We start from the raw sequence: 20,943 nt of genomic DNA, 5'->3' as shown, positions 1-20,943 counted from the left end.
GGTCAAATGTATTGGTCAATGGTACGACGGTCAATACTCGACAGTCGTGAACCAAGACGGCATGGACACCGCCATGACCTCCCGTTTCGACTTCGCCATCACCGCCACCGACGGCAAGGCGCGCACCGGCGCGATCCGCATGCAGCGCGGCGAGATCCGCACGCCGGCGTTCATGCCGGTCGGCACCGCCGCGACCGTCAAGGCAATGAAGCCGGGCGACGTGCGCGCGTCGGGTGCGGACATCATCCTCGGCAACACCTATCACCTGATGCTGCGGCCCACTGCCGAGCGTGTCGCGCGACTGGGCGGATTGCACGCGTTCATGGGCTGGGACCGGCCGATCCTGACCGATTCAGGCGGCTATCAGGTGATGAGCCTCAGCGATCTCAACAAGCGCGACGAGAATGGCGTGACGTTCCGCAGCCATATCGACGGCTCGAAGCATACGATCAGCCCGGAACGATCGATCGAGATCCAGCGGCTATTGGGCTCCGACATCGTCATGGCGTTCGACGAGCTCGTGCCGACCACGTCGACGCGCGAGGTGCAGGCCGCGGCGATGGCGCGTTCGATGCGCTGGGCCAAGCGCAGCCGCGACGCATTCGACGGCGGCACCGAGCACGCCGCGCGCGCGGCGATCTTCGGCATCCAGCAAGGCGCGCTCGACGAACGCTTGCGCGCCGAAAGCGCCAGTGAACTAACCGCGATCGGGTTCGACGGCTATGCTGTGGGCGGGCTGGCGGTTGGCGAAGGGCAGGAAGCGATGTTCGGCTGCCTCGATTTCGCGCCCGGGCAATTGCCGGCGGACAAGCCGCGTTACCTGATGGGCGTGGGCAAACCCGACGATATCGTCGGCGCGGTCGAGCGCGGCATCGACATGTTCGATTGCGTGCTGCCCACCCGATCGGGCCGTACCGGCCAGGCCTTCACGCGCGGCGGGCCGATCAATTTGCGCAACGCGCGCTTCGGCGAAGACCAGGGGCCGCTCGATCCGGCCTGCGCCTGCCCGGTGTGCGGGACGTGGACGCGCGCCTATCTGCATCATCTGGTACGCTCGGACGAGATTCTCGGCGCGATGTTGATGACCGAACATAACCTGTATTTCTACCAGGCCTTGATGGCCGATCTGCGGGCGGCGATCGCCGATCGGCGGTTGACGGTGTTTGCCAACGGCTTCCGCGCGGCATATCGAAAAGAGCCCATATCCGGAGAGTAAGCGTGTCCGATCAGGAACCCAACGAGATCGTCGCTGCGGCGGCGCATGCCAAAGCGGCCAAAGAGCGGCTGAAAGCCGATGCAGACAAGAAGAACTGGCCGATCGCCGCGATTGGCCTCGGTGTCGGCATCGGTTCGGCGGCGGTGGCGGCGGCGATGCTGTTCGCCGGGCGCAACAAAGACTGAGGCGCGGACCTCCTAGCAACCACCGTGATCCTGAACTTGTTTCAGGATCCATCGGGCGGCTAAGTCCCGGACAGAAGCGTGGGCATTGCCCTTGCCGCACGATGGATCCTGAATCGAGTTCAGGATCACGGAAATGATTGTTGGCGCGCGCCGCCATGGCGACGGTCCGAAGCCGCGCCCGCGTTTCAAACTTTACATTAACTATCAACTGTTTCGCGCCGGGACGCGGCGAAATGACGGGCAGTGCGCCGGGGCGATCCGGGCTATGCGCGTCGTCGCGCTGATTCGCGGCGCATGGAGCCCATACACGGCGTGACGCTGGAATTGATCACCAACTGGCTGAAATTACGGCTGCTGACCAAGCTTGGCGCACTATGTCTGCTGGCGCTGGTTGGCGTCGGCGTGTCGGCACATGCCGCGCTGCGCGCGATCGCCGCGACCCAGGAGGCGCCCGCTCGCCCCGCGCCGCGCCCGGCGGGCTATGAGACCGAAGACCATTTCCCCGGCGCGGCCTATTTCTATGTCGCTGAGGAAAGCGCTGCCCCGACCACTGGCGCGACCGGCACCGCCGCCTTGCCCGACATGCCGCTGCCAGCGGAAGCACAAAGCGCGTCGTTGATCGCCGACAGCTCAATCCAGGCTGCCCCGCCCTTCTCGATGCAGGCGGCCAGCGCGACCGATCGCGGCCGCGCGCTGCAATGCCTGACCACGGCGATCTATTACGAAGCGGCAAGCGAACCCGATGCCGGCCAGCAGGCTGTGGCGCAGGTTATCCTCAACCGCGTGCGCCATCCGGCCTTCCCCGGCACGGTATGCGGCGTGGTCTATCAGGGATCGGAACGCACCACCGGCTGCCAGTTCAGCTATGCCTGCGACGGATCGATGGCGCGCATCCCCGTGAAAGCCTATTGGAACCGCGCCTTGGGCGTCGCGGCGCGCGCGCTGGCCGGATCGGTCTATGCCCCGGTCGGCATGGCGACGCATTACCATACCTATGCGGTGACCCCGGCGTGGAACCGCAGCCTGGTGATGACCGCGGCCGTGGGCGCGCATTTCTTCCACCGCTGGAAAGGCTATTGGGGCACGGCCAGCGCGTTCAAACAGGTCTATACCGGTCATGAACCCCTACCGGGCCCGCATCCGCGCCCGACCGCGCCGGTCGTACCGCTGGTGGCAGTGGCGCTGGCGGCGCAGGTGCCGCTGATCGTCGCCACGCCCCCGGCGGCGGTCCAGCCGGCTTATGCGCAGAGCGGCTTACCGGTGGCGGGCGCCGTCAAGCCTGCCACGGCGGCCGTCGGGCCGGCCGCGGGCGCGCCGGTGGCAGGCGCGCGGACGGACGATTCGCAGATTCTCGACCGCTGGAAGGATTCGGGCAAAGCGCTCCGCTGAACTTGACGGCGCCCTTAGTCCCCTTCTGCGCTACCCGGCGCAGGCTAGCGCCCAGTCGCGCTGGCCGAGGAAACGATGCACCACGTTAGCCAATCAGCGTTCCGCGACTGGGCCCCGGCCTGCGCCGGGGAAGCGTCGGTCTAAAGTGGAAACGGCCCCGCCATTGCTGGCGGGGCCGTCAAACATTGAGAAGTTACCTAGCGATCAGCGACGATGGCCCGGCCGATCGTTCTTCTCGAACCGTACCCGCTGGCTGAGTTTGTCGTAGCGGCGATCGAGCGTGTTGCGCTCGCTGAGCGTGAGGCCCGGGCGGCTGCGGCGATACTGGGCTTCGAGCCGGACCAAGCCGCGATACTCCGCCTTCACGCGCGCCGCTTCGGCACGATTGAGTCGACCCGAGCGCACGCCTTGGTCGATACGCTGCGACAGGTTCGCCTGGCGCTGGTTGATGGTCTGCCACGGCGCAGCGTTGGCCGCGGGAATGGCGGCGGTAGCGAAGCCCAGGCCTGCCAGGGCGAGCATGATCTTGTTCATAACCTAAACTCCTTTAGCCGGCCGATCGTTTCGGCCTGACTGCGGTTATGAAACTCGGCTGTCGCAGGAATGTGCCACAAGGCCGGGGAAAGTGTCGCGAACTGTGCCGATTTTCCGCTCTGCCCCCAGTAGCGGGTAAGATCAGTCGGCCGCCGCCAGCCGCCGCGCGAAATGCACTTCGACCGCGCGACGCACGCTTTGCGCGATACGCTTGCGGCCGTCTGCGGAGTCGATGAACGCCGCGTCGCTCGGATTGGAGAGATAGCCCGTCTCGAACAGGATCGAGGGCATGTCCGGCGCCTTCAGCACCATGAGCGAGGCCATGCGGTGGAAATTGACTTTCATCGGGATCAGCGGCTGCGCCTCGCGCCCGAGCAAGCGGGCGAAGCTGGCCGAGGAGTTCATCGTCTCGCGCTGCGTGAGGTCGATCAGGATCGAGGAGATGTCGGTGCTCGTGCCGCCGAGATCGATCCCGCCGATGATATCCGCCTTATTCTCCCGCGCCGCCAGTCGCGCCGATTCCTTGTCCGAGGCGACCTCGGACAAGGTATAGACCGATGCGCCGCTGGCCATGCCCGTGCCGACGCTGTCGCAATGGATCGAGATGAACAGGCTGGCCTTGAGCTTGCGCGCGATGCCGTAGCGTTCCTGCAGCACGAGGAAGCGATCGTCCTCGCGGGTCAGCGCGACGCGCACGCGGCCGGAGCGCACCAGTTCGTCGCGGATCGCCCGGGCGATGCGCAAGGTGACGTCCTTCTCGCGCAGATGATCGGTCGGCGAAATCGCGCCGGGATCGATTCCGCCATGCCCGGCATCGATCACCACCAACGGGCGGGTGTCGTCATCGCCATAAACGGCGGGCAGCTTGAGCTTGTTGCTGGGCTTGGGCACGGCGATCGATAATGCATAGGGACGGCGCGGGGCGGCGTGGGTGTTGGCCGGCGGCAGGAAGCTCTTCCTGGGGCCCGCCGCAGCGCGCGCGAAGCTGGCGTCATCCACATCGCGCAGCGCCAGCGTGAGTTCGCGCCCATCATTGCCGAACCGGCCTTCGGTGACGATCGCCGGGCGCGCCAGATCGAATACCAGCCGCGCGCCGTCCTCGCCCCGCGCGGCCTGACGCACGGCGGTTACCGGCCCGCCGGTCTCGCTCCGCCCGCCCGGCCGCGCGCCGGCCAGATCGAGCGCGATGCGATTGGGGCCGCCAAGCACGAACGCGGTGGCGCCGCTCACTTGGTCATCGAGATGCACGACGATGCGATCGCGCTTCACCTCGACACGGTCGATCGCCGTCGCCAGCGCGGGAACGCTGGAAAACCAGCAGGTCAGCAAGGCGAGCAGCAAGGACACAGGGCGGTATTGCCGCGCAGCTACTAGCGCGGTCCAGTTAAAAACCATGGGCGGGGGGTCCCATTTGAGTAAATTCAACGACAAGCATCACTGATAGCGGTCGCTGTCTTCCGGTAGCGTGAAGTGACAGGGTTAACCGCGCGTTCGGCAATTAACTGCCGTTGGTGCGGCCAGAACGTGCCAGTTGCTGCGCTTCACGTCCGGTGCTAGTCATGCAGGTGCACCGGCACAGGTCTTCTGTCCGCCGGTCCACATGGCCCGCGCCGGTCTGGCGCGCGGCCCATCCAGGTTGACGTACGCATGATGCATTTCCCCTGCCCTCCGCTCCGCCCGGCATTTGCCGGCGGGATCGCGGACGCGCAGGCTGCCCAGGGCCACATGCCGGGGCGTGCACACCGTACAGAGGCAATTACGTCCATCGACGGCACGCAATCGGGCGGCACACCGCCCCCTGCGCCGCCGCATCACAATCGCGCGCGGGGAGCCTCAGGCACCGGACCGCGCGCCCGGAGAACATTACATGACAATGCGTATGCTGATCGACGCACGCCACCGGGAAGAAACCCGGGTCGCCGTGGTCAATGGAAATCGAATCGAGGAATTTGATTTCGAATCGTCCGAGCACAAGCAGCTCAAGGGCAATATCTATCTCGCCAAGGTTACCCGCGTAGAACCTTCTTTGCAGGCGGCGTTCGTCGATTACGGCGGCAATCGCCATGGGTTCCTGGCGTTCAGCGAGATCCACCCCGATTACTATCAGATCCCCAAGGAAGACCGTGACGCGCTGCTGCGCGAAGAGGCCGAGCATGCCGCCGAGGAAATGGCGCTGCGCGCGCAGCATGACGATGACGATGATGAATTGCATGACGACGAAGACGGCTACGTCTCGGGCGGCGAGCATGATGACGAAATCGACGAAGACAGCGTCGAGCGTTTCGAGGACGATGGCGGGGTAGAAGCCGAAGTCGCCGCCGAGGGCTCGGGTGAACCGCGCGGCCGTCGCCGCAAGCGCGGCGCCAATGACGAAGCCGCCGAGGACCTGCGCGAGCGCCGCTCCAACCTGCGCCATCGCTACAAGATCCAGGACGTGATCCGCCGCCGCCAGGTGCTGCTGGTCCAGGTCGTCAAGGAAGAACGCGGCAATAAGGGCGCGGCGCTGACCTCCTATCTGTCGCTGGCCGGCCGGTACTGCGTGCTGATGCCGAACACGTCGCATGGCGGCGGAATCAGCCGCAAGATCAGCAATGCCGGCGATCGCAAGCGCCTCAAGTCGATCATGGCCGACATGAAGCTGCCCCCATCGATGGGCTGCATCGTGCGCACCGCCGGGCTCCAGCGCACGCGCCAGGAAATCAAGCGCGACTTCGACTATCTCGCCCGACTGTGGGACGGGATCCGCGAGAAGACGCTCGAATCTTCTGCGCCAGCGCTCGTTTACGGCGATAGCGACCTACTCAAGCGCGCGATCCGCGATATCTACAACAAGGATATCGACGAGGTCATCGTCGAGGGCGTCGAGGGCTATCAGCAGGCCAGGGAGTTCATGAAACTCCTGATGCCCAGCCATGCGCGCAAAGTGACGCATTATTCCGATGCCGTGCCGCTGTACCAGCGCGCCCGCGTCGAGGAGCAGCTCGCCGCGATGTACCACCCGGTGGTGCAGCTCAAGTCGGGCGGCTATCTGGTGATCAACCCGACCGAGGCGTTGGTGTCGATCGACATCAACTCGGGCCGTTCGACCCGCGAACACAGCATCGAGCAGACCGCCACGGCGACCAACCTCGAAGCGGCGCAGGAAATCGCCCGCCAGTTGCGCCTGCGCGACATGGCCGGGCTGGTCGTGATCGATTTCATCGACATGGATAACAGCTCGAACGTCCGCAAAGTCGAGAAGGCGATGAAGGACGCGCTGAAGAACGATCGCGCGCGCATCCAGGTCGGCCGCATCTCCAGCTTCGGGCTGATGGAAATGAGCCGCCAGCGCCTGCGCACCGGCGTGCTCGAGGCCTCCACCCGCCAGTGCCCGCATTGCGAAGGCACCGGGCTGGTGCGCACGGCATCGTCGTCGGGCGTGTCGGCGCTGCGCCTGATCGAGGACGAAGCGGCGCAGGGTCGCGGCTCGATCCTCACGCTACACGCCAGCGCGGAAGCGGCCTTCTTCCTGCTCAACCGCAAGCGCGGTGACCTGGCCGAGATCGAGGAGCGCTACGGCGTGACGATCGAAGTGACGCCGGACGGCGAGCAGGAAGGCGCGCGCATGTCGGTCGAAGTGGCCGGCCCGCCGCCAGCCTACGCGCCACGCTTCGCCGCGCCGATTGTCGAGATCGAAGAGGACTATCCCGAGGAGATCGAGGAAGAGTTCGACGAGGTCGAGGACGACGAAGAAACCGAAGAGGCAGCCGAGCCCCGTGCGCCGCGCGAACCACGCGAGCGCACCGAGCGTGCGGCCGATGATGCCAATGACGAGGGGGGCGGGCGCAAGCGTCGGCGCCGTCGCGGTCGTCGCGGTCGCAACCGTCCCGAGGGCGAGGAAGCACGTGAAGGCGACGAGGCTGCGGCCGACGAGACGGTCGAGAGCGATGTCGAGGCCGAAGACGTGGTCGTCGAAGGCGATGCCGAGTTCGCCGGCGAGACGCCGGTAAGCGAAGAAGGCGAAGGCCGCCGTCGTCGCGGGCGTCGCGGTCGTCGTGGCGGTCGTCGCAACGAGGGCGATCGCGCCGAGGGCACTGGCGAGACGCCGGAAGCGGTCGACGGCGATGTCGAAGCGATCGGCGCTGCACCGGTCGGGACCGAAGCGCCCGAGCCGGTCGCGGACGTCGAGGAAGCGCCCAAGAAGGGCCGCCGTCGTCCCCGCGCCCGCGGCGCCGATACGGCACCGGCGGTTGCGGCCCCCGTGGTCGAGGCCGAACCGGTGGTCGAAGCCGCGCCGGTCGTGGAGCCGGAAGCCGAAGCCCCGGCCAAGCCCAAGCGCAGCCGTCGCAAGAAGGCGGACACGGTCGCGGCCGAAGCAACGCCAGTGGAAGAGGCCGTGGTCGACAGCCCGGCGCTGATGGACGTGCCGGTGTCGGAGGAGCCCGCGCCCAAGAAGCGTCGTGCGCCGCGCAAAAAGGCCGCGGTGACGGATGTCGAAGCACCGGTCGCAGCACCGGCGCCCAAGGCAGCCCCGAAGCCGCGCACGCCTAAGGCAGCAGCCCCCGCTCCTGCTCCGGTCGTCGAAGCCGAAGCCGAGGCCGAGCCCGAGGCAATGCCGGCGGAGCGCGAGATCGACGCCGATCCCGGCGAAGCGGGCAGCCCGCGCCGCGGCTGGTGGCAGCGCACCTTCGGCGCGTGATCGGCTGAATGGATGAGAAAGGCCCTCTCCCCGGCGCGGGAGGGGGCCTTTTTTATATTTCCCTACCCGCCACCGCTACGATCACCACGACCGCCCCCCACCCGTCACCCCGGCCTTGAGCCGGGGCCCAGCTTCTTACTTCTCACCAGAGCAGAAGAAGCTGGGCCCCCGGGCAAGCCCGGGGTGACGACCAGTTGGGCAGTCTCTCGACGTACACCGCCCATTCAGCCGTACCGGCCCACGCCCTGCCTCCCGCCAATTGCCACCACCGGAAAACTCCCCGATATGTCCGGTATGAAACGTATCGTCGCAGGGCTCGCGGCCTCCCTCCTGCTTTGGGCGCAGCCCGCCGCCGCGCAGTCGATCCTGCGCGATGCCGAGACCGAGCAGATGTTCGCCGACATGTCGCGGCCGATGATCGTCGCCGCCGGCCTGTCGCCCGCCAATGTCCGCGTCGTGCTGATCAACGACGATTCGATCAACGCCTTCGTCGCCGGTGGGCAGACCGTGTATGTCCATTCCGGGCTGCTCGCGGCGGCCGACAATGCCAATGAAGTGCAGGGCGTGATCGCGCACGAGCTCGGCCATATCGCCGATGGCCATGTCGTGCTGCAGGATGCCGGGACCAAGCCGGCGCTGGGCATCACCTTGCTCAGCATGGTCGTCGGGCTGGCCGCTGCGGTGGCGGGCGCGGGCGATGCGGGCATGGCGATCATGGGGCTGGGCCAGGCCGCCGGCATGGGCAAGTTCCTTGCCTTCACCCGCGTGCAGGAATCCACCGCCGACGCTGCGGGCGCCAAATATCTCAACGATTCCGGCGTCAGCGGGCGCGGCATGCTGTCCTTCTTCCGCAAGCTGCAGAACCAGGAATATGCCTACGGCCTGAAGAACATCGATCCGTTCGCGCAGAGCCATCCCTTGAGCGGCCAGCGGATCGAGAATCTGCGCAACGATCTGATGGCGGGCAAATCGTGGAACGCCAAGCCGGACCTGGCGCTGGAGGAACGCTTCAAGCGCGTAAAGGCCAAGCTCAACGGCTTCGTGGCCGACGCCAAGACCACGCTCAACACCTATCCCGAAGACAATCAGACGATCTACGCGCATTATGCCCGGGCTTATGCGTGGCACAAATCCGGCTATCCCGACAAAGCCGATGCCGAGGCGGCGGCGCTGATCAAGGCCGATCCGCACGATCCCTATTTCCTCGAAATCCAGGGCCAGATCCTGCTCGAAGCAGGCAAGCCGAGCGAAGCGGTCGTGCCGTTGCGCGAGGCGACCGAGCGGTCGCGCAATTCGCCGCTGATCGCCACCACCTTCGGCCATGCGCTGATCGCCACCGATGACGCCAAGAACTATCCCGAGGCGGTGCGCGTGCTGCGTCAGGCGGTGCAGCGCGACCAGGAAAATCCGTTCGCCTGGTACCAGCTCGGCACCGTCTATGAGCGGATCGGCGATGAACCGCGCGCGCTGCTCGCCACCGCCGAACGCGCCAGCCAAGGTGGCGATTCGCGCACCGCCGCCTATGCCGCGCGCGGTGCGATGGCGGGACTCACACCCAACACGTCCGACTGGATCAGGGCGCAGGACATCGCCATGACCGCGCAGAACGACATGGACGACAACCCGAAAAAGTATCGCAAACGATGATGTATGCCGAAACCAAATCCTCGCTGAAGCTCGCCGCGCTGATGCTCGCCGCGACATTGCTCGGCGGCGGTATCCTATGGGCCGCGCAGCACGCCGCGCCGCGCGCGCTCGACGGGGCGGACAAGGCCCGGATCGAGGCCACGGTGCACGATTACGTGCTGGCCCATCCGGAGATCATTCCCGAGGCGATGAAGCGTTTGCAGCAGCGCGAGACCGGCAAGACCATCGCCGCGAACCGCGCCCAGATCCTCGAGCCGTTCGGCGACGCCTGGATCGGCAATCCCCAGGGTGATGTCACCTTGGTCGAATATTTCGATTATAATTGCGGCTATTGCCGCTCCAGCCTGCCGGTGATCGCCGAGCTGGTGCGGCGCGATCCCAACGTCAAAGTGGTGTTCAAGGAATTCCCGATCCTGAGCGAACAGAGCGTGACCGCGGCCCGGCTTAGTCTCGCGGCAGCCGCGCAGGGCAAGTTCAAGCCGTTCCACGATGCGCTCTATGCGGCCGGGCCGGTGTCGGAACAGACGATGCAGGCGGCGGCCAAGACGGCGGGCGTGGACCTGGCCAAGGCGGCGGCGATGACACCCAAGGCGGAAGCGGAGATCGCGGCGAACCGCCAGGTTGCGCAGACGCTCGGGCTGACGGGAACGCCGAGTTGGGTGATCGGGACGAAGGTCGTGTCGGCGGCGCTACCGCTGGAGGAACTGGAGAAAGCCGTGAAGGAAGCGCGGGCTTCTTGATCCTACTTCCTTCCCCGGCGGACGCCGGGGCCCAGTCGCGGAACAGCCGGTAACGGGCATTGCGCGTGGTTACCTCGACCAGCGCGACTGGGCCCCGGCCTTCGCCGGGGAAGGATTTGGTTGGTTACCCTATCGCCAATGGTTGCGCCCCATCGCCCTCGCCCCCATCTCCACGCCTTCCAAGGGGATCCCGAAACTTGCCAACTATCCTGTCCGTCGCCGGCGTCTCCAAGACGTACGATTCCGGCACCACCGCACTGTCACCGATCGACCTCGAGATCGAAAAGGGCGAGATCTTCGCATTGCTCGGCCCAAACGGCGCCGGCAAGACGACGCTGATCAGCATCATCTGCGGCATCGTCACGCCCTCCTCCGGCACGATCACCGTGATGGGCCATGACGCGATCAAGGATTTCCGCGCCGCCCGCCGCCTGGTTGGCCTCGTGCCGCAGGAATTGTCGGTCGACATGTTCGAAACCGTGCTCGCCACCGTCAAGTTCAGCCGCCGCCTGTTCGGCCGCTCGGGCCATGACGCCTATATCGAGCAGGTGCTGCGCGACCTGTCGCTATGGGACAAGCGCGATGCCAAGATCATGGAACTGTCCGGCGGGATGAAGCGCCGCGTGCTGATCGCCAAGGCGCTGAGCCACGAACCCGACATCCTGTTTCTCGACGAGCCCACCGCGGGCGTCGACGTGTCGCTGCGACGCGATATGTGGAAGCTGATCCACCGCCTGCGGGAGCGCGGCGTGACCATCATCCTGACCACGCACTACATCGAAGAAGCCGAGGAAATGGCCGATCGCGTCGGCGTGATCGACAAGGGCAAGCTTGTCCTGGTCGAGCGCAAGACCGAGCTGATGAAGCGGCTCGGCAAGCGCCAGGTGCTGGTCTCGCTGCGCCGCCCGCTTGCCGCCGTGCCCCAGGCCTTGGCCAATTGGGACGTCGAACTGGGCGATGAGGGCCATATCCTGAGCCATACCTTCGTCGCCGACGGCGATCGTGACGGCATCCCCGCTTTCCTGCGCAAGCTTGACGAACTCGGCATCGAATTCACCGATCTCGACACGCATCGGAGCTCGCTCGAAGACATATTCGTCGACTTGGTCGGCCGGAAGGACGCGGCATGAGTGCCAACGCATTCAACACGCATGGCGTGTGGGCGATCTATCGCTTCGAAATGGCGCGCGCGCTGCGCACGCTGTGGCAGAGCGTGGCCACGCCGGTGATCACCACCTCGCTCTATTTCGTCGTGTTCGGCGGGGCGATCGGCAGCCGCATGCAGTCGGTCGACGGAGTCGGTTACGGCAGCTTCATCGTGCCCGGGCTGATCATGCTCTCGCTGCTGACACAGAGCATCTCCAACGCCTCGATCGGCATCTACTTCCCCAAATTCACCGGCACGATGTACGAGCTGCTTTCCGCACCCATTTCGGCGATGGAAATGGTGATCGGCTATGTCGGCGCGGCGGCGACCAAATCGGTGATCCTGGGGCTGATCATCCTCGCCACCGCGATGTTGTTCGTCGATCTGCCGATCAAGCATCCCGTCATGATGCTCGCCTTCCTGGTGCTGACCTCGGTCGCGTTCAGCCTGTTCGGGTTCATCATCGGCGTGTGGGCCAAGGGCTTCGAGCAATTGAACTTCGTGCCCGCCCTGCTGATCACGCCGCTCACCTTCCTGGGTGGGGCATTCTATTCGATCGACATGCTGCCGCCGGCGTGGCGCACGGTCAGCCTGTTCAACCCGGTGGTCTATCTGGTCAGCGGCTTCCGCTGGAGCTTTTTCGGGCAGGGCGATGTCGGCGTGGGCGCGAGCCTCGCCTTTACCTTCGCCTTCCTGCTGCTGTGCCTCGGCGTGATCGCCTGGATCTTCAAGACCGGGTACCGGATGAAGAGCTAAGGGTTCTAAGCCCTCTCCCGCTTTTCGCGGGAGAGGGTTGGGTGAGGGTCTTCTTCTTTTCGGCGCTCGAGAGAGAAGAAGAGACAGAAGACCCTCACCCAACCCTCTCCCATGAAGAATGGGAGAGGGCATAAGGGGAGCGGTCGCGCTCTCGTCGCTCAGATCCGGTGTTCGCCCTTCACCCAGCGCACCGTGCCGCTCGACGCGCGCATCACCACGCTCTCGGTGGTCATCGTGCCGCCCTTGCGCTTTACGCCTTCCAGCAGCGAGCCATCTGTCACGCCGGTCGCCGCGAAGATGCAATCGCCCTTGGCGAGCTCGGTCAAATCATATTGCTTGTCGAGATCGGTCACGCCCCACTTGGCAGCGCGGCCGCGCTCGTCGTCGTTGCGGAACAGCAACCGCCCCTTGAACTGCCCGCCGACGCAGCGCAGCGCCGCCGCCGCGAGCACGCCCTCCGGCGCGCCGCCCGAGCCCATATAGATGTCGATCGTGGTGTCCGGATTGGTCGTCGCGATCACGCCAGCCACGTCGCCGTCACCGATCAGCATGATGCCCACGCCCAAAGCGCGCAGCTCGGCGATCAGCGCCTCATGCCGAGGACGATCGAGCACGCAGGCGATGATCTCGCTCGGCTCCACGCCCTTGGCCGCGGCCACCGCACGGATATTTTCGGTCGGCGTGCGATCGAGATCGATAATCCCTTCGGGATAGCCCGGGCCGACCGCAATCTTGTCCATGTACACGTCGGGCGCGTTGAGCAGCCCGCCTTGTTCCGCGATGGCCAGCACGGCCAGGCTGTTCGGGCCCGCCGTGGCGCAGATCGTGGTGCCTTCGAGCGGATCGAGCGCGATGTCGATCTTCGGCCCCGTGCCGATCGCCGAGCCGACCTTCTCGCCGATGAACAGCATCGGCGCTTCGTCGCGCTCGCCTTCGCCGATCACCACGGTGCCGTCCATGTAGAGCGAATTAAGCGCCTCGCGCATTGCCTCCACCGCGGCGGCATCGGCCGCCTTTTCGTCGCCGCGCCCGACCAGCTTGCTGGCGGCGATGGCGGCGGCTTCGGTGACGCGGACCATTTCGAGGACGAGGACGCGATCGAGTACCTGGCTGGCGGTGGTGGTCATGAAATTCCCCTTGGGTTTGTGCCGGCCTAGGCACGGCCCGTGACAATGTCGAGACGCCTAACTAACCCTCTCCCTGTGGGAGAGGGTCGAGACGCGGAGCGTCGAGGGGTGAGGGCGACTGGGGTTTCGCTGGCGTCGCCCTCACCCTTCCGTCGCTGCGCTCCTCCCTCCCTCTCCCAACGGGAGAGGGAATTTAGTCCCGCAGCAATTCGTTGATGCTGGTCTTGCTGCGCGTCTGCGCATCCACCCGCTTGACGATCACCGCGCAATACAAGGCCGGCTTGCCGTCCCCGCCGCCGATGCTCCCCGGCACGACCACCGCATAGGGCGGCACTTCGCCGCGGAACGTCTCGCCGGTTGCGCGGTCGATGATCTTGGTGCTGGCGCCAAGGTACACGCCCATCGACAGCACCGCGCCTTCGCCGACGCGCACCCCCTCGGCCACTTCGCTGCGCGCGCCGATGAACGCGCCGTCGCCGATGATCACGGGATCCGCTTGCAACGGCTCGAGCACGCCGCCGATCCCGGCGCCGCCCGAAATGTGCACGTTGCGGCCGATCTGCGCGCAGCTGCCAACCGTCGCCCAGGCGTCGATCATCGAATTCTCACCGACATAGCCGCCGATATTGACGAAGCTCGGCATCAGCACCGCGCCCTTGGCGATATACGCGCCGCGGCGCACGATGCTGCCCGGCACGCTGCGGAAGCCGGCCGCGCGATAGCGTGCCTCGTCCCAGCCTTCGAACTTGCCCGGCACCTTGTCGAACCAGGTCGAGCCGCCCGGCCCCTGGATCACGTCATTGTCGTTCAGGCGGAAGCTCAACAACACTGCCTTCTTGAGCCACTGATTGACGGTCCAGCCGCCCTGCCCGTCGGGCTCGGCGACGCGCGCCTGCCCGGTGTCGAGCAATTCCAGCGCCTCGTCCACCGCGCTGCGCACTGCGCCCACCGTTGTGAAACCCAGGTCCGCGCGGTCTTCCCACGCGGTATCGATCGTCTTCTGCAGATTGTCGCTCATGCGGCCTCCAATATTGCTTCCAGCCAATGGCGGATGTCGTGCGTGATGAAATCGACGTGCTCGTGAGTCTCGTCGGGCGTCTGTTCGGAGCCGTTATCGACCCACAACGTGGTCATGCCGATCGCCTTGGCCGGCTTCAAATTGCGCGCCATATCCTCGGCGAACAGGCACGCATGCGGATCGAGATCGAACGCGGCGCACAATCCCGCATAGGCGCTGGCCTGCGGTTTGGGCGCGAGGTCCATGGCATGGATATCGTGGATCGCCTCGAAACTGTCGCTCAGGCCCAAGCGACCGAGCACGTTGGTGGCATACGGCGTATCGGCATTGGTGAAGACGATCTTGCGCCCGGGCAATTTGGCGATCGCCGCGGCCAGCGGGGCATTTTCTTCCAGCGCGTCCATCTCGACATCGTGGACGAAGGCGAGGAATTCATGCGGGTCGACAGCGTGATCGGCCATCAGCCCGGCGAGCGTCGTACCATGGGCGTGGAAATAGCCCTTCTGGATACGCCGCGCCTCGACCAGATCGACGCCCAGCCGCTCGGAGATATAGGCGCCCATCTTGGCGTCGATGCCATCGAACAGCCGCGCGCTGGCTGGATACAGCGTATTGTCGAGATCGAAGATCCAGGTGCGGATATGGGCGAGCCGAGGGTCCATGTGGGCGGCTCTAAGCGGGGCGGGCGTGAGGGGCAACCTCAACCCTCCCCGGCGAACGCCGGGGCCCAGTCGCGACGGTGGACGTAACAAAGCCCGACGCGCGCCAACGTCCATTCCACAACTGGACCCCGGCTTTCGCCGGGGAAGGTAAAACTACTGCTTTAACTCCCTCTCCCCTCTCCCCACATCCTTTGCATGACAGCCTATTCCCTGCTCGATCTCGTCCCCGTCGTCGAAGGCGGCACCATCTCACAAGCATTGGCCAATGCCGCCGATCTCGCGCGGCACGCCGAGGCGACCGGCTTCCGCCGCTATTGGACCGCCGAGCATCACGGCATGGCCGGCATCGCCAGCGCGGCGACTTCGGTGGTGCTCGGCCATGTCGCCGCCGCCACCTCGACGATCCGCATCGGCGCCGGCGGCATCATGCTGCCCAACCACGCACCGCTGGCCATCGCCGAGCAGTTCGGCACGCTCGACGCATTGTTCCCCGGCCGCATCGACCTTGGCCTGGGCCGCGCGCCTGGCTCCGACCAACGTGTCGCGCACGCCATGCGCCGCAACCTGCAGAGCGACGCCAACGCCTTCCCGCAAGACGTGCTCGAACTGCAGAGCCTGTTCGCCGATGACGGCCAGACCGGCATCACCGCCACGCCCGGCGCCGGCGCCAATGTCGATCTGTGGATCCTCGGCTCCAGCACGTTTGGCGCGCAACTCGCCGCGGCGCTCGGCCTGCCCTACGCCTTCGCCTCGCATTTCGCGCCGGATGCGCTGATGAGCGCGCTGGCCATCTATCGCCGCGACTTCAAACCGTCGGCGGCGCTCGATCGGCCGCACGTCATGGCCGGGTTCAACATCTTCGCCGCCGATAGCGACGCTGAGGCCGAACTGCTTGCCAGCTCGCAGCAACAGGCGTTCGTTGCGCTGCGCACCGGCACTCCGGGCAAATTGAAGCCGCCGGTCGAAGGCTATCGCCAGAGCCTTGGCGCGCAGGGCCAGGCGATCCTTGATCACACGCTGCAATGCTCCGCGGTCGGCGGCCCGGCCAAGGTAGCGCGCGAGATCGCCGCCTTCGTCGCGCGGACGGGTGTGGACGAGCTGATGGTGGCGAGCTCGATCTACGATCACGAGGCGCGCAAGCGGAGTTTGGAGATTACGGCCGGGGCGATGGCGGAACTGAAGGTCGCCGCCTGAAATTCTCCTTAGCCCTCTCCCATTCTTCATGGGAGAGGGTTGGGTGAGGGTCTTCTTCCTTTCCTAAGCGCCATCGACCACGGGGAAGAAGAAGACCCTCACCCAACCCTCTCCCGCAAAGAGCGGGAGAGGGCTCGAAGCAGACAAGGTCAGGTCGCTGCCGGCAGCCTCAGCCTGACCAGCAGCCCACCGAGATCTTCACTCTCCTCGAGGCTTACCGTCCCCTCGTAAATCTCCGCCACGTCGCGCACGATCGCCATGCCGAGGCCAGTCCCCGGCTTGCCGCTGTCCAGCCGCACGCCGCGATCGAAAATGCGCACACGCTGCTCCTCCGGAATCCCTGCGCCGTCATCCTCGATCAGGAATTCGACGAAGCCGGAATGCTGACCGACCGTGACGAACACGCTGCCGCCGCCATATTTGGCGGCGTTCTCGATCAGGTTGCCGAGCATCTCGTCGAGATCCTGCCGCTCGACATGGACCTGGAGCGTTTTTGGGCCGTCAATGTCGATGCGCACATGGCGATAGAGCCTGGCCACCGCACGCTCGACCGATTCCAGGCTCGGCCACACATCCGCGCGGCTATGCGCCGACCCGCGCCGGCCCACGGCGCGCGCGCGCGCGAGGTGGTGGTCGACCTGGCGCCGCATCGTGCGCGCCTCGCGCACCACCGTCTCGCCGAGATCGTCGGCCTCGGCAGTCGCGGCATTCATGATCACGGTCAGCGGCGTCTTCAGCGCGTGCGCAAGATTACCGGCATGGCGGCGCGCTTCCTCGGCCTGGCGTTCGTTATGCGCAATCAGGCCGTTCAGTTCCTCGACCATCGGCGCGACCTCGATCGGCATCGGCCGTTCGATCTGCCGCGACTTGCCCGAACGCATGCGGGCGATTTCCTCGCGCACCTTGCGCAGCGGCCACAGCCCGTAAAACGTTTGCAACGCTGCCATCACCAACAAGCCGAGCCCGAGCAACAGGAAGCTGCGCACCAGCGTCTTGCGCAGCGCATTCTTCTGCGCGTCGAGCCCTTCCGGGTTTTGCGCGACCATGAAGCGCCAATTGACGTCCGACCCGGGCAGTTTGACATCGCGTTCGAGCACCCGCAGCTTTTCGCTGGGGAATTGTGTGCTGTCGTAGACGTGCACGTCGCGGTCCGCATGCGTGCCGGCATAGGCCAACTTGCGATCCCATAACGAGCGCGACGGGAAGGCTTCGCGACCCTTGGCCGAGACCTGCCAATACAGGCCGGAGCCCGGCTCCAGGAAGCGCTGGTCGGCCGGCTCGCGGTTGAACACCACTTCGCCGTCGGGTCCGATCTCGGCCGAGACGATCAGTCCGGTCAGGACATATTCGAGCTGATCGTCGAAATTCCGCGTCACTGCCTGAGTCAGCACGCGATCGAGCGCGAACCCGCCGCCGCTGAGGAGTACGAGGATCCACACCGCCGCGATCATGATCATGCGGCGAGAAAGCGATCCGGTGGTGCGGACATAGCCCCGGCTGGGCAGGCTTTCGGGATCGGTCGCGGGTGTTGCTTCTTCCGTCATCCCCGCGAACGCGGGGATCCCGCTTCCTGTCGACGGCTGAAAATAAGCGGGATCCCCGCCTGCGCGGGGATGACGGGGTACTTAGGCATCAGGATCCTCAAGCGAATAACCCAAGCCCCGGATCGTGGTGATCACATCCTGCCCCAGCTTCTTGCGGATCCGCGTGACGAACACTTCGATCGTGTTCGAATCGCGATCGAAATCCTGGTCGTAGATATGCTCGATCAGCTCGGTGCGGCTCACCACCTTGCCCTTGTGATGCAGCAGATAACTGAGGAGCTTATATTCCTGCGCGGTCAGCTTGACCGGCTCGCCCGCCTTGGTGACCTTGCCCGAGCGCGTATCCAGCCGCACATCGCCGGCGGTCAGTTCGGACGAGGCATTGCCCGAGGCGCGGCGGATCAGCGCGCGCAATCGCGCAATCAACTCTTCGGACTGGAACGGCTTGGCGACATAATCGTCCGCGCCGGCATCGAGCCCGGCGACCTTGTCCGACCAGCTGTCGCGCGCGGTCAGCACCAGCACGGGGGCGGTGCGGCCTTCCTTGCGCCAGCGATCGAGCACGGTGAGGCCATCGATTTCGGGCAGGCCGAGATCGAGCACGATGGCGTCGTAATTCTCGGTCGCGCCCATGAAATGCCCTTCCTCGCCATCGGTAGCGAGATCGATGGCATAGCCCGCGCCTTCCAACGTGTTCTTCAATTGCTGGCCGAGATTGGGTTCGTCTTCGACGATCAGGACGCGCATAATGTTACCCCTTATGTCCGGTGATGACGCTTATCGGCCGGTCTGGCGCAGGATCTGGCCCGATCGGCCATCGACATCCACCCAGATCACGGTCCCATCGCGCAGGAATTTCAGCGTGTAAATGCTGCTATAGCTGTCGAACTCGACGCCGAGATATTGCGCGCCGCGCAGCTGCGGCACGATTCTCCGTTCGATTTCGCGCAGCGGCATGATCTTGCCCTGCCGGCGCGCCTCGAACGCCTCGGCTTGGTCGCCGCGACGCCGATCAGATTCGGCGGCGACCGGCGCCGCCACAAGGCACAAAGCAAGGGGAACGAGCATCTTCATCGGATGTCGCATAGGTGCGGTGCGTTGAACAGCCTGTGAATAGGACGGTGAAACTTGCGCCGCGCGGTCAGGCTGGGTAGCGCAAACCAAACCCCAAGCCGCTCGCGTTGATTAGAGGTGGCGTGTGTCGAGTCGCTCGATCCGCGCGATGCCGCTGCGAACCGACCGGCCAGCAAGAAATACCGCTCTCATGGCCGCTCCCGCACCCATTCTCGCGTTCGAAAATCTCGGCATCATTCAGGGCTCCGGTTGGCTGTTCCGCAATCTCGACATCCATGTCGGGCCGCGCGACCGGCTGGCGCTGATCGGCCGCAATGGCGCCGGCAAGACCACGTTGATGAAGCTGATCGCCGGATCGATCGAAGCCGATGAAGGCCGCCGCACGATCCAGCCCGGCACGCGGGTTATCCTGCTCGAGCAGGAGCCGGACTTGCGCGCGTACAAGACCTTGCTCGATTACGTACTGGCCGGCGACGATGCGCCGATGGAGTATGAGGCGGATGCGATCGCCGATCAGCTGGGCATCGATCTGTCGCGCGACGCCGCCTCGGCCAGTGGCGGCGAGCGCCGCCGCGCGGCGATCGTGCGCGCGCTGGCGATGGAGCCGGACGTATTGCTGCTCGACGAGCCGACCAACCATCTCGACATCGCCGCCATCGAATGGATCGAGCAATGGCTCAGCCGCTTCAACGGCGCGTTCGTCGTGATCAGCCATGATCGCACCTTCCTGACGCGGCTGACCAAGCAGACTCTGTGGCTCGATCGCGGCGCGGTGCGGCGCGCGGAGATCGGTTTCGGCGGGTTCGATGCTTGGACCGAACAGGTCTATGCCGATGAAGCGCGTAATGCCGAGAAGCTCGATGCGCGGCTGAAGCTGGAGGAGCATTGGCTGCTGCGCGGCGTCACCGGGCGGCGCAAGCGCAACCAGGGGCGGCTGACCAAATTGGTCGAGATGCGCGCCGAACGCGCTTCGATGATCGGGCCGCAGGGCTCGGCCAACCTGACGATCGGCACTGACGACGCCAAGACCAAGGTGGTGATCGACGCCAAGCATATTTCCAAGAGCTTCGGGGAACGCCCGATCATCACCGATCTGAGCCTGCGCATCACGCGCAAGGATCGCATCGGCATTGTCGGCGCGAACGGCGCGGGCAAGTCTACCTTGCTCAAGCTGCTCACCGGTGAGCTGGAGCCGGACTCAGGGCAGATCCGTTTCGCCAAGACGATGGAACGCATCGTCATCGATCAGCAGCGCAGCAAGATGGCGCCGGAAAAGACCGTGCGCGACGTGCTGGCCGATGGCGGCGACTGGATCGACGTGCAGGGCAGCCGCAAGCATGTCATCGGCTATCTCAAGGAATTCATGTTCGATCCCAACGTGCTCGATGCCAAGGTCGGCACGCTGTCGGGTGGCGAGCGTTCGCGTCTGCTTCTCGCACGCGAATTCGCCAAGCCGTCGAACCTGCTGGTGCTCGACGAGCCGACCAACGATCTCGATCTCGAGACGCTCGATCTGCTGCAGGACGTGATTGGCGATTATGAGGGGACCGTGCTGATCGTCAGCCATGATCGCGATTTCCTCGATCGCACCGTGACGATCACGCTCGGGCTCGACGGGTCGGGCACGGTCGATGTCGTGGCGGGCGGCTATGAGGATTGGGAACGAAAGCGCAAGGCGGCGGCGCCCAAGCGCGGCGGCGGCAACCGCAAGGTCCAGGCCACCGCGCCCCCGCCCCCGCCTGCCCCCAAGGTGAAACTGACCTTCAAGGACCAGCGCGACTATGAGGTGCTGCCAAAGCGCATCGAGGAGCTCGACGCCGGCATCGTGCGCGACGAGAAGCTCCTCGCCGATCCCGCGCTCTATGCGAAGGATTTTGCCAAGTTCGAGCGGCTGAACAAGGAGATCGCGGCGGCGCGTGCCGAAAAGGAAGCGGCCGAACTGCGTTGGCTGGAGCTGGCCGAGATGGTCGGCGGCTGATTGCAGGCGTGTCGGCGCGATGATATCGTGCCGACACGAACCGAGAAGGTAGGC

General features: G+C 65.5%; 18 protein-coding genes. 10 read left to right on the top strand and 8 right to left on the bottom strand.

All coding sequences use genetic code 11. The features are described from left to right. The first annotated feature begins 73 nt into the window (after nt 1-73). The 3 genes from tgt (at nt 74) to U1739_RS11485 (ending at nt 2,790) form a co-directional block, all read left to right on the top strand. Nucleotides 74-1,216 (top strand): tRNA guanosine(34) transglycosylase Tgt, encoded by a 1,143-nt coding sequence (tgt, locus tag U1739_RS11495; protein WP_332708136.1) that lies wholly within the window; start codon nt 74-76, stop codon nt 1,214-1,216. Nucleotides 1,217-1,218: 2 nt separating this feature from the next. Beyond that, on the top strand, nt 1,219-1,401 hold the full coding sequence (locus U1739_RS11490) for a hypothetical protein (RefSeq protein WP_332708134.1): 183 nt from the start codon (nt 1,219-1,221) through the stop codon (nt 1,399-1,401). Between the two features lie 294 nt (nt 1,402-1,695). Then, a complete protein-coding gene (locus tag U1739_RS11485; protein ID WP_332708132.1) occupies nt 1,696-2,790 on the top strand; it encodes a cell wall hydrolase in 1,095 nt (364 codons plus the stop codon). A 204-nt stretch (nt 2,791-2,994) separates the two neighbouring features. On the opposite strand, the gene U1739_RS11480 is transcribed toward U1739_RS11485, so the two are convergent. Together U1739_RS11480 and U1739_RS11475 are read right to left on the bottom strand one after the other, a co-directional pair. After that, nucleotides 2,995-3,324, bottom strand: coding sequence for a hypothetical protein (locus tag U1739_RS11480; RefSeq protein ID WP_332708130.1), 330 nt, complete (start codon nt 3,322-3,324; stop codon nt 2,995-2,997). A 141-nt stretch (nt 3,325-3,465) separates the two neighbouring features. After that, entirely contained in the window at nt 3,466-4,671 is a 1,206-nt protein-coding gene (locus U1739_RS11475; RefSeq protein WP_332708128.1) for an N-acetylmuramoyl-L-alanine amidase, read from the bottom strand. Between the two features lie 520 nt (nt 4,672-5,191). On the opposite strand from U1739_RS11475, the gene U1739_RS11470 reads away from it, so the two are divergent. The 5 genes from U1739_RS11470 to U1739_RS11450 all read left to right on the top strand — a co-directional run bounded on the left by U1739_RS11470 (nt 5,192) and on the right by U1739_RS11450 (nt 12,292). Beyond that, nucleotides 5,192-8,002, top strand: coding sequence for an Rne/Rng family ribonuclease (locus U1739_RS11470; protein ID WP_332708126.1), 2,811 nt, complete (start codon nt 5,192-5,194; stop codon nt 8,000-8,002). Between the two features lie 294 nt (nt 8,003-8,296). Continuing rightward, entirely contained in the window at nt 8,297-9,649 is a 1,353-nt protein-coding gene (locus U1739_RS11465; RefSeq protein WP_332708124.1) for a M48 family metalloprotease, read from the top strand. Beyond that, the gene (locus U1739_RS11460; RefSeq protein WP_332708122.1) at nt 9,646-10,389 is read left to right on the top strand and encodes a DsbA family protein; all 744 of its coding nucleotides are present in this window, start codon (nt 9,646-9,648) and stop codon (nt 10,387-10,389) included. Before U1739_RS11465 ends, U1739_RS11460 begins: the two co-directional genes overlap by 4 nt. Before the next feature lie 197 nt (nt 10,390-10,586). Beyond that, nucleotides 10,587-11,519 carry an ABC transporter ATP-binding protein gene (locus tag U1739_RS11455; RefSeq protein ID WP_332708120.1) on the top strand — a complete coding sequence of 311 codons (933 nt, stop codon included), beginning with the start codon at nt 10,587-10,589 and terminating at the stop codon, nt 11,517-11,519. Further along, nucleotides 11,516-12,292 carry an ABC transporter permease gene (locus U1739_RS11450; protein WP_332708119.1) on the top strand — a complete coding sequence of 259 codons (777 nt, stop codon included), beginning with the start codon at nt 11,516-11,518 and terminating at the stop codon, nt 12,290-12,292. Before U1739_RS11455 ends, U1739_RS11450 begins: the two co-directional genes overlap by 4 nt. A 158-nt stretch (nt 12,293-12,450) precedes the next feature. Here U1739_RS11450 and glpX read toward each other — a convergent pair whose 3' ends face one another. The 3 genes from glpX to U1739_RS11435 all read right to left on the bottom strand — a co-directional run bounded on the left by glpX (nt 12,451) and on the right by U1739_RS11435 (nt 15,099). Continuing rightward, the gene (glpX, locus tag U1739_RS11445; protein WP_332708118.1) at nt 12,451-13,419 is read right to left on the bottom strand and encodes a class II fructose-bisphosphatase; all 969 of its coding nucleotides are present in this window, start codon (nt 13,417-13,419) and stop codon (nt 12,451-12,453) included. 193 nt (nt 13,420-13,612) lie between these two features. Beyond that, nucleotides 13,613-14,437 carry a 2,3,4,5-tetrahydropyridine-2,6-dicarboxylate N-succinyltransferase gene (dapD, locus tag U1739_RS11440; protein ID WP_332708117.1) on the bottom strand — a complete coding sequence of 275 codons (825 nt, stop codon included), beginning with the start codon at nt 14,435-14,437 and terminating at the stop codon, nt 13,613-13,615. Continuing rightward, complete coding sequence (locus U1739_RS11435; RefSeq protein ID WP_332708116.1) at nt 14,434-15,099, bottom strand: pyrimidine 5'-nucleotidase; 666 nt, start codon at nt 15,097-15,099, stop codon at nt 14,434-14,436. Before U1739_RS11435 ends, dapD begins: the two co-directional genes overlap by 4 nt. Before the next feature lie 195 nt (nt 15,100-15,294). On the opposite strand from U1739_RS11435, the gene U1739_RS11430 reads away from it, so the two are divergent. Continuing rightward, nucleotides 15,295-16,293, top strand: a complete 999-nt coding sequence (locus U1739_RS11430) for an LLM class flavin-dependent oxidoreductase (protein ID WP_332708114.1) — start codon at nt 15,295-15,297, stop codon at nt 16,291-16,293. A gap of 149 nt (nt 16,294-16,442) precedes the next feature. Here U1739_RS11430 and U1739_RS11425 read toward each other — a convergent pair whose 3' ends face one another. From U1739_RS11425 to U1739_RS11415, 3 genes are all read right to left on the bottom strand, one after another. After that, a complete protein-coding gene (locus tag U1739_RS11425) occupies nt 16,443-17,837 on the bottom strand; it encodes a sensor histidine kinase (protein WP_332708112.1) in 1,395 nt (464 codons plus the stop codon). Nucleotides 17,838-17,918: 81 nt separating this feature from the next. Beyond that, nucleotides 17,919-18,584, bottom strand: coding sequence for a response regulator transcription factor (locus U1739_RS11420; protein ID WP_332708110.1), 666 nt, complete (start codon nt 18,582-18,584; stop codon nt 17,919-17,921). A 30-nt stretch (nt 18,585-18,614) separates the two neighbouring features. After that, on the bottom strand, nt 18,615-18,911 hold the full coding sequence (locus tag U1739_RS11415) for a hypothetical protein (protein ID WP_443025542.1): 297 nt from the start codon (nt 18,909-18,911) through the stop codon (nt 18,615-18,617). A gap of 190 nt (nt 18,912-19,101) precedes the next feature. Here U1739_RS11415 and U1739_RS11410 point away from each other — a divergent pair, with 190 nt between their 5' ends. Continuing rightward, a complete protein-coding gene (locus U1739_RS11410) occupies nt 19,102-20,889 on the top strand; it encodes an ABC-F family ATP-binding cassette domain-containing protein (RefSeq protein WP_332708108.1) in 1,788 nt (595 codons plus the stop codon). The last annotated feature ends 54 nt before the right edge of the window (nt 20,890-20,943 follow it).

Origin of the sequence: Parasphingomonas puruogangriensis (assembly GCF_036663635.1) — a bacterium.
Taxonomy (GTDB): Bacteria; Pseudomonadota; Alphaproteobacteria; order Sphingomonadales; family Sphingomonadaceae; genus Sphingomonas.
Note: the sequence above shows the minus strand (reverse complement) of the source record. Positions and strands in the feature narration are given on the sequence as shown.

Bases quoted from the DNA above. Each gene is read 5' to 3' on its own strand.
- tgt (WP_332708136.1), top strand. From the start codon at position 74: ATGACCTCCCGTTTCGACTTCGCCATCACCGCCACCGACGGCAAGGCG.
- U1739_RS11485 (WP_332708132.1), top strand. From the start codon at position 1,696: ATGGAGCCCATACACGGCGTGACGCTGGAATTGATCACCAACTGGCTG.
- U1739_RS11480 (WP_332708130.1), bottom strand. From the start codon at position 3,324: ATGAACAAGATCATGCTCGCCCTGGCAGGCCTGGGCTTCGCTACCGCC.
- U1739_RS11470 (WP_332708126.1), top strand. From the start codon at position 5,192: ATGACAATGCGTATGCTGATCGACGCACGCCACCGGGAAGAAACCCGG.
- U1739_RS11465 (WP_332708124.1), top strand. From the start codon at position 8,297: ATGAAACGTATCGTCGCAGGGCTCGCGGCCTCCCTCCTGCTTTGGGCG.
- U1739_RS11460 (WP_332708122.1), top strand. From the start codon at position 9,646: ATGATGTATGCCGAAACCAAATCCTCGCTGAAGCTCGCCGCGCTGATG.
- U1739_RS11450 (WP_332708119.1), top strand. From the start codon at position 11,516: ATGAGTGCCAACGCATTCAACACGCATGGCGTGTGGGCGATCTATCGC.
- glpX (WP_332708118.1), bottom strand. From the start codon at position 13,419: ATGACCACCACCGCCAGCCAGGTACTCGATCGCGTCCTCGTCCTCGAA.
- dapD (WP_332708117.1), bottom strand. From the start codon at position 14,437: ATGAGCGACAATCTGCAGAAGACGATCGATACCGCGTGGGAAGACCGC.
- U1739_RS11435 (WP_332708116.1), bottom strand. From the start codon at position 15,099: ATGGACCCTCGGCTCGCCCATATCCGCACCTGGATCTTCGATCTCGAC.
- U1739_RS11430 (WP_332708114.1), top strand. From the start codon at position 15,295: ATGACAGCCTATTCCCTGCTCGATCTCGTCCCCGTCGTCGAAGGCGGC.
- U1739_RS11425 (WP_332708112.1), bottom strand. From the start codon at position 17,837: ATGACGGAAGAAGCAACACCCGCGACCGATCCCGAAAGCCTGCCCAGC.
- U1739_RS11420 (WP_332708110.1), bottom strand. From the start codon at position 18,584: ATGCGCGTCCTGATCGTCGAAGACGAACCCAATCTCGGCCAGCAATTG.
- U1739_RS11415 (WP_443025542.1), bottom strand. From the start codon at position 18,911: ATGAAGATGCTCGTTCCCCTTGCTTTGTGCCTTGTGGCGGCGCCGGTC.
- U1739_RS11410 (WP_332708108.1), top strand. From the start codon at position 19,102: ATGGCCGCTCCCGCACCCATTCTCGCGTTCGAAAATCTCGGCATCATT.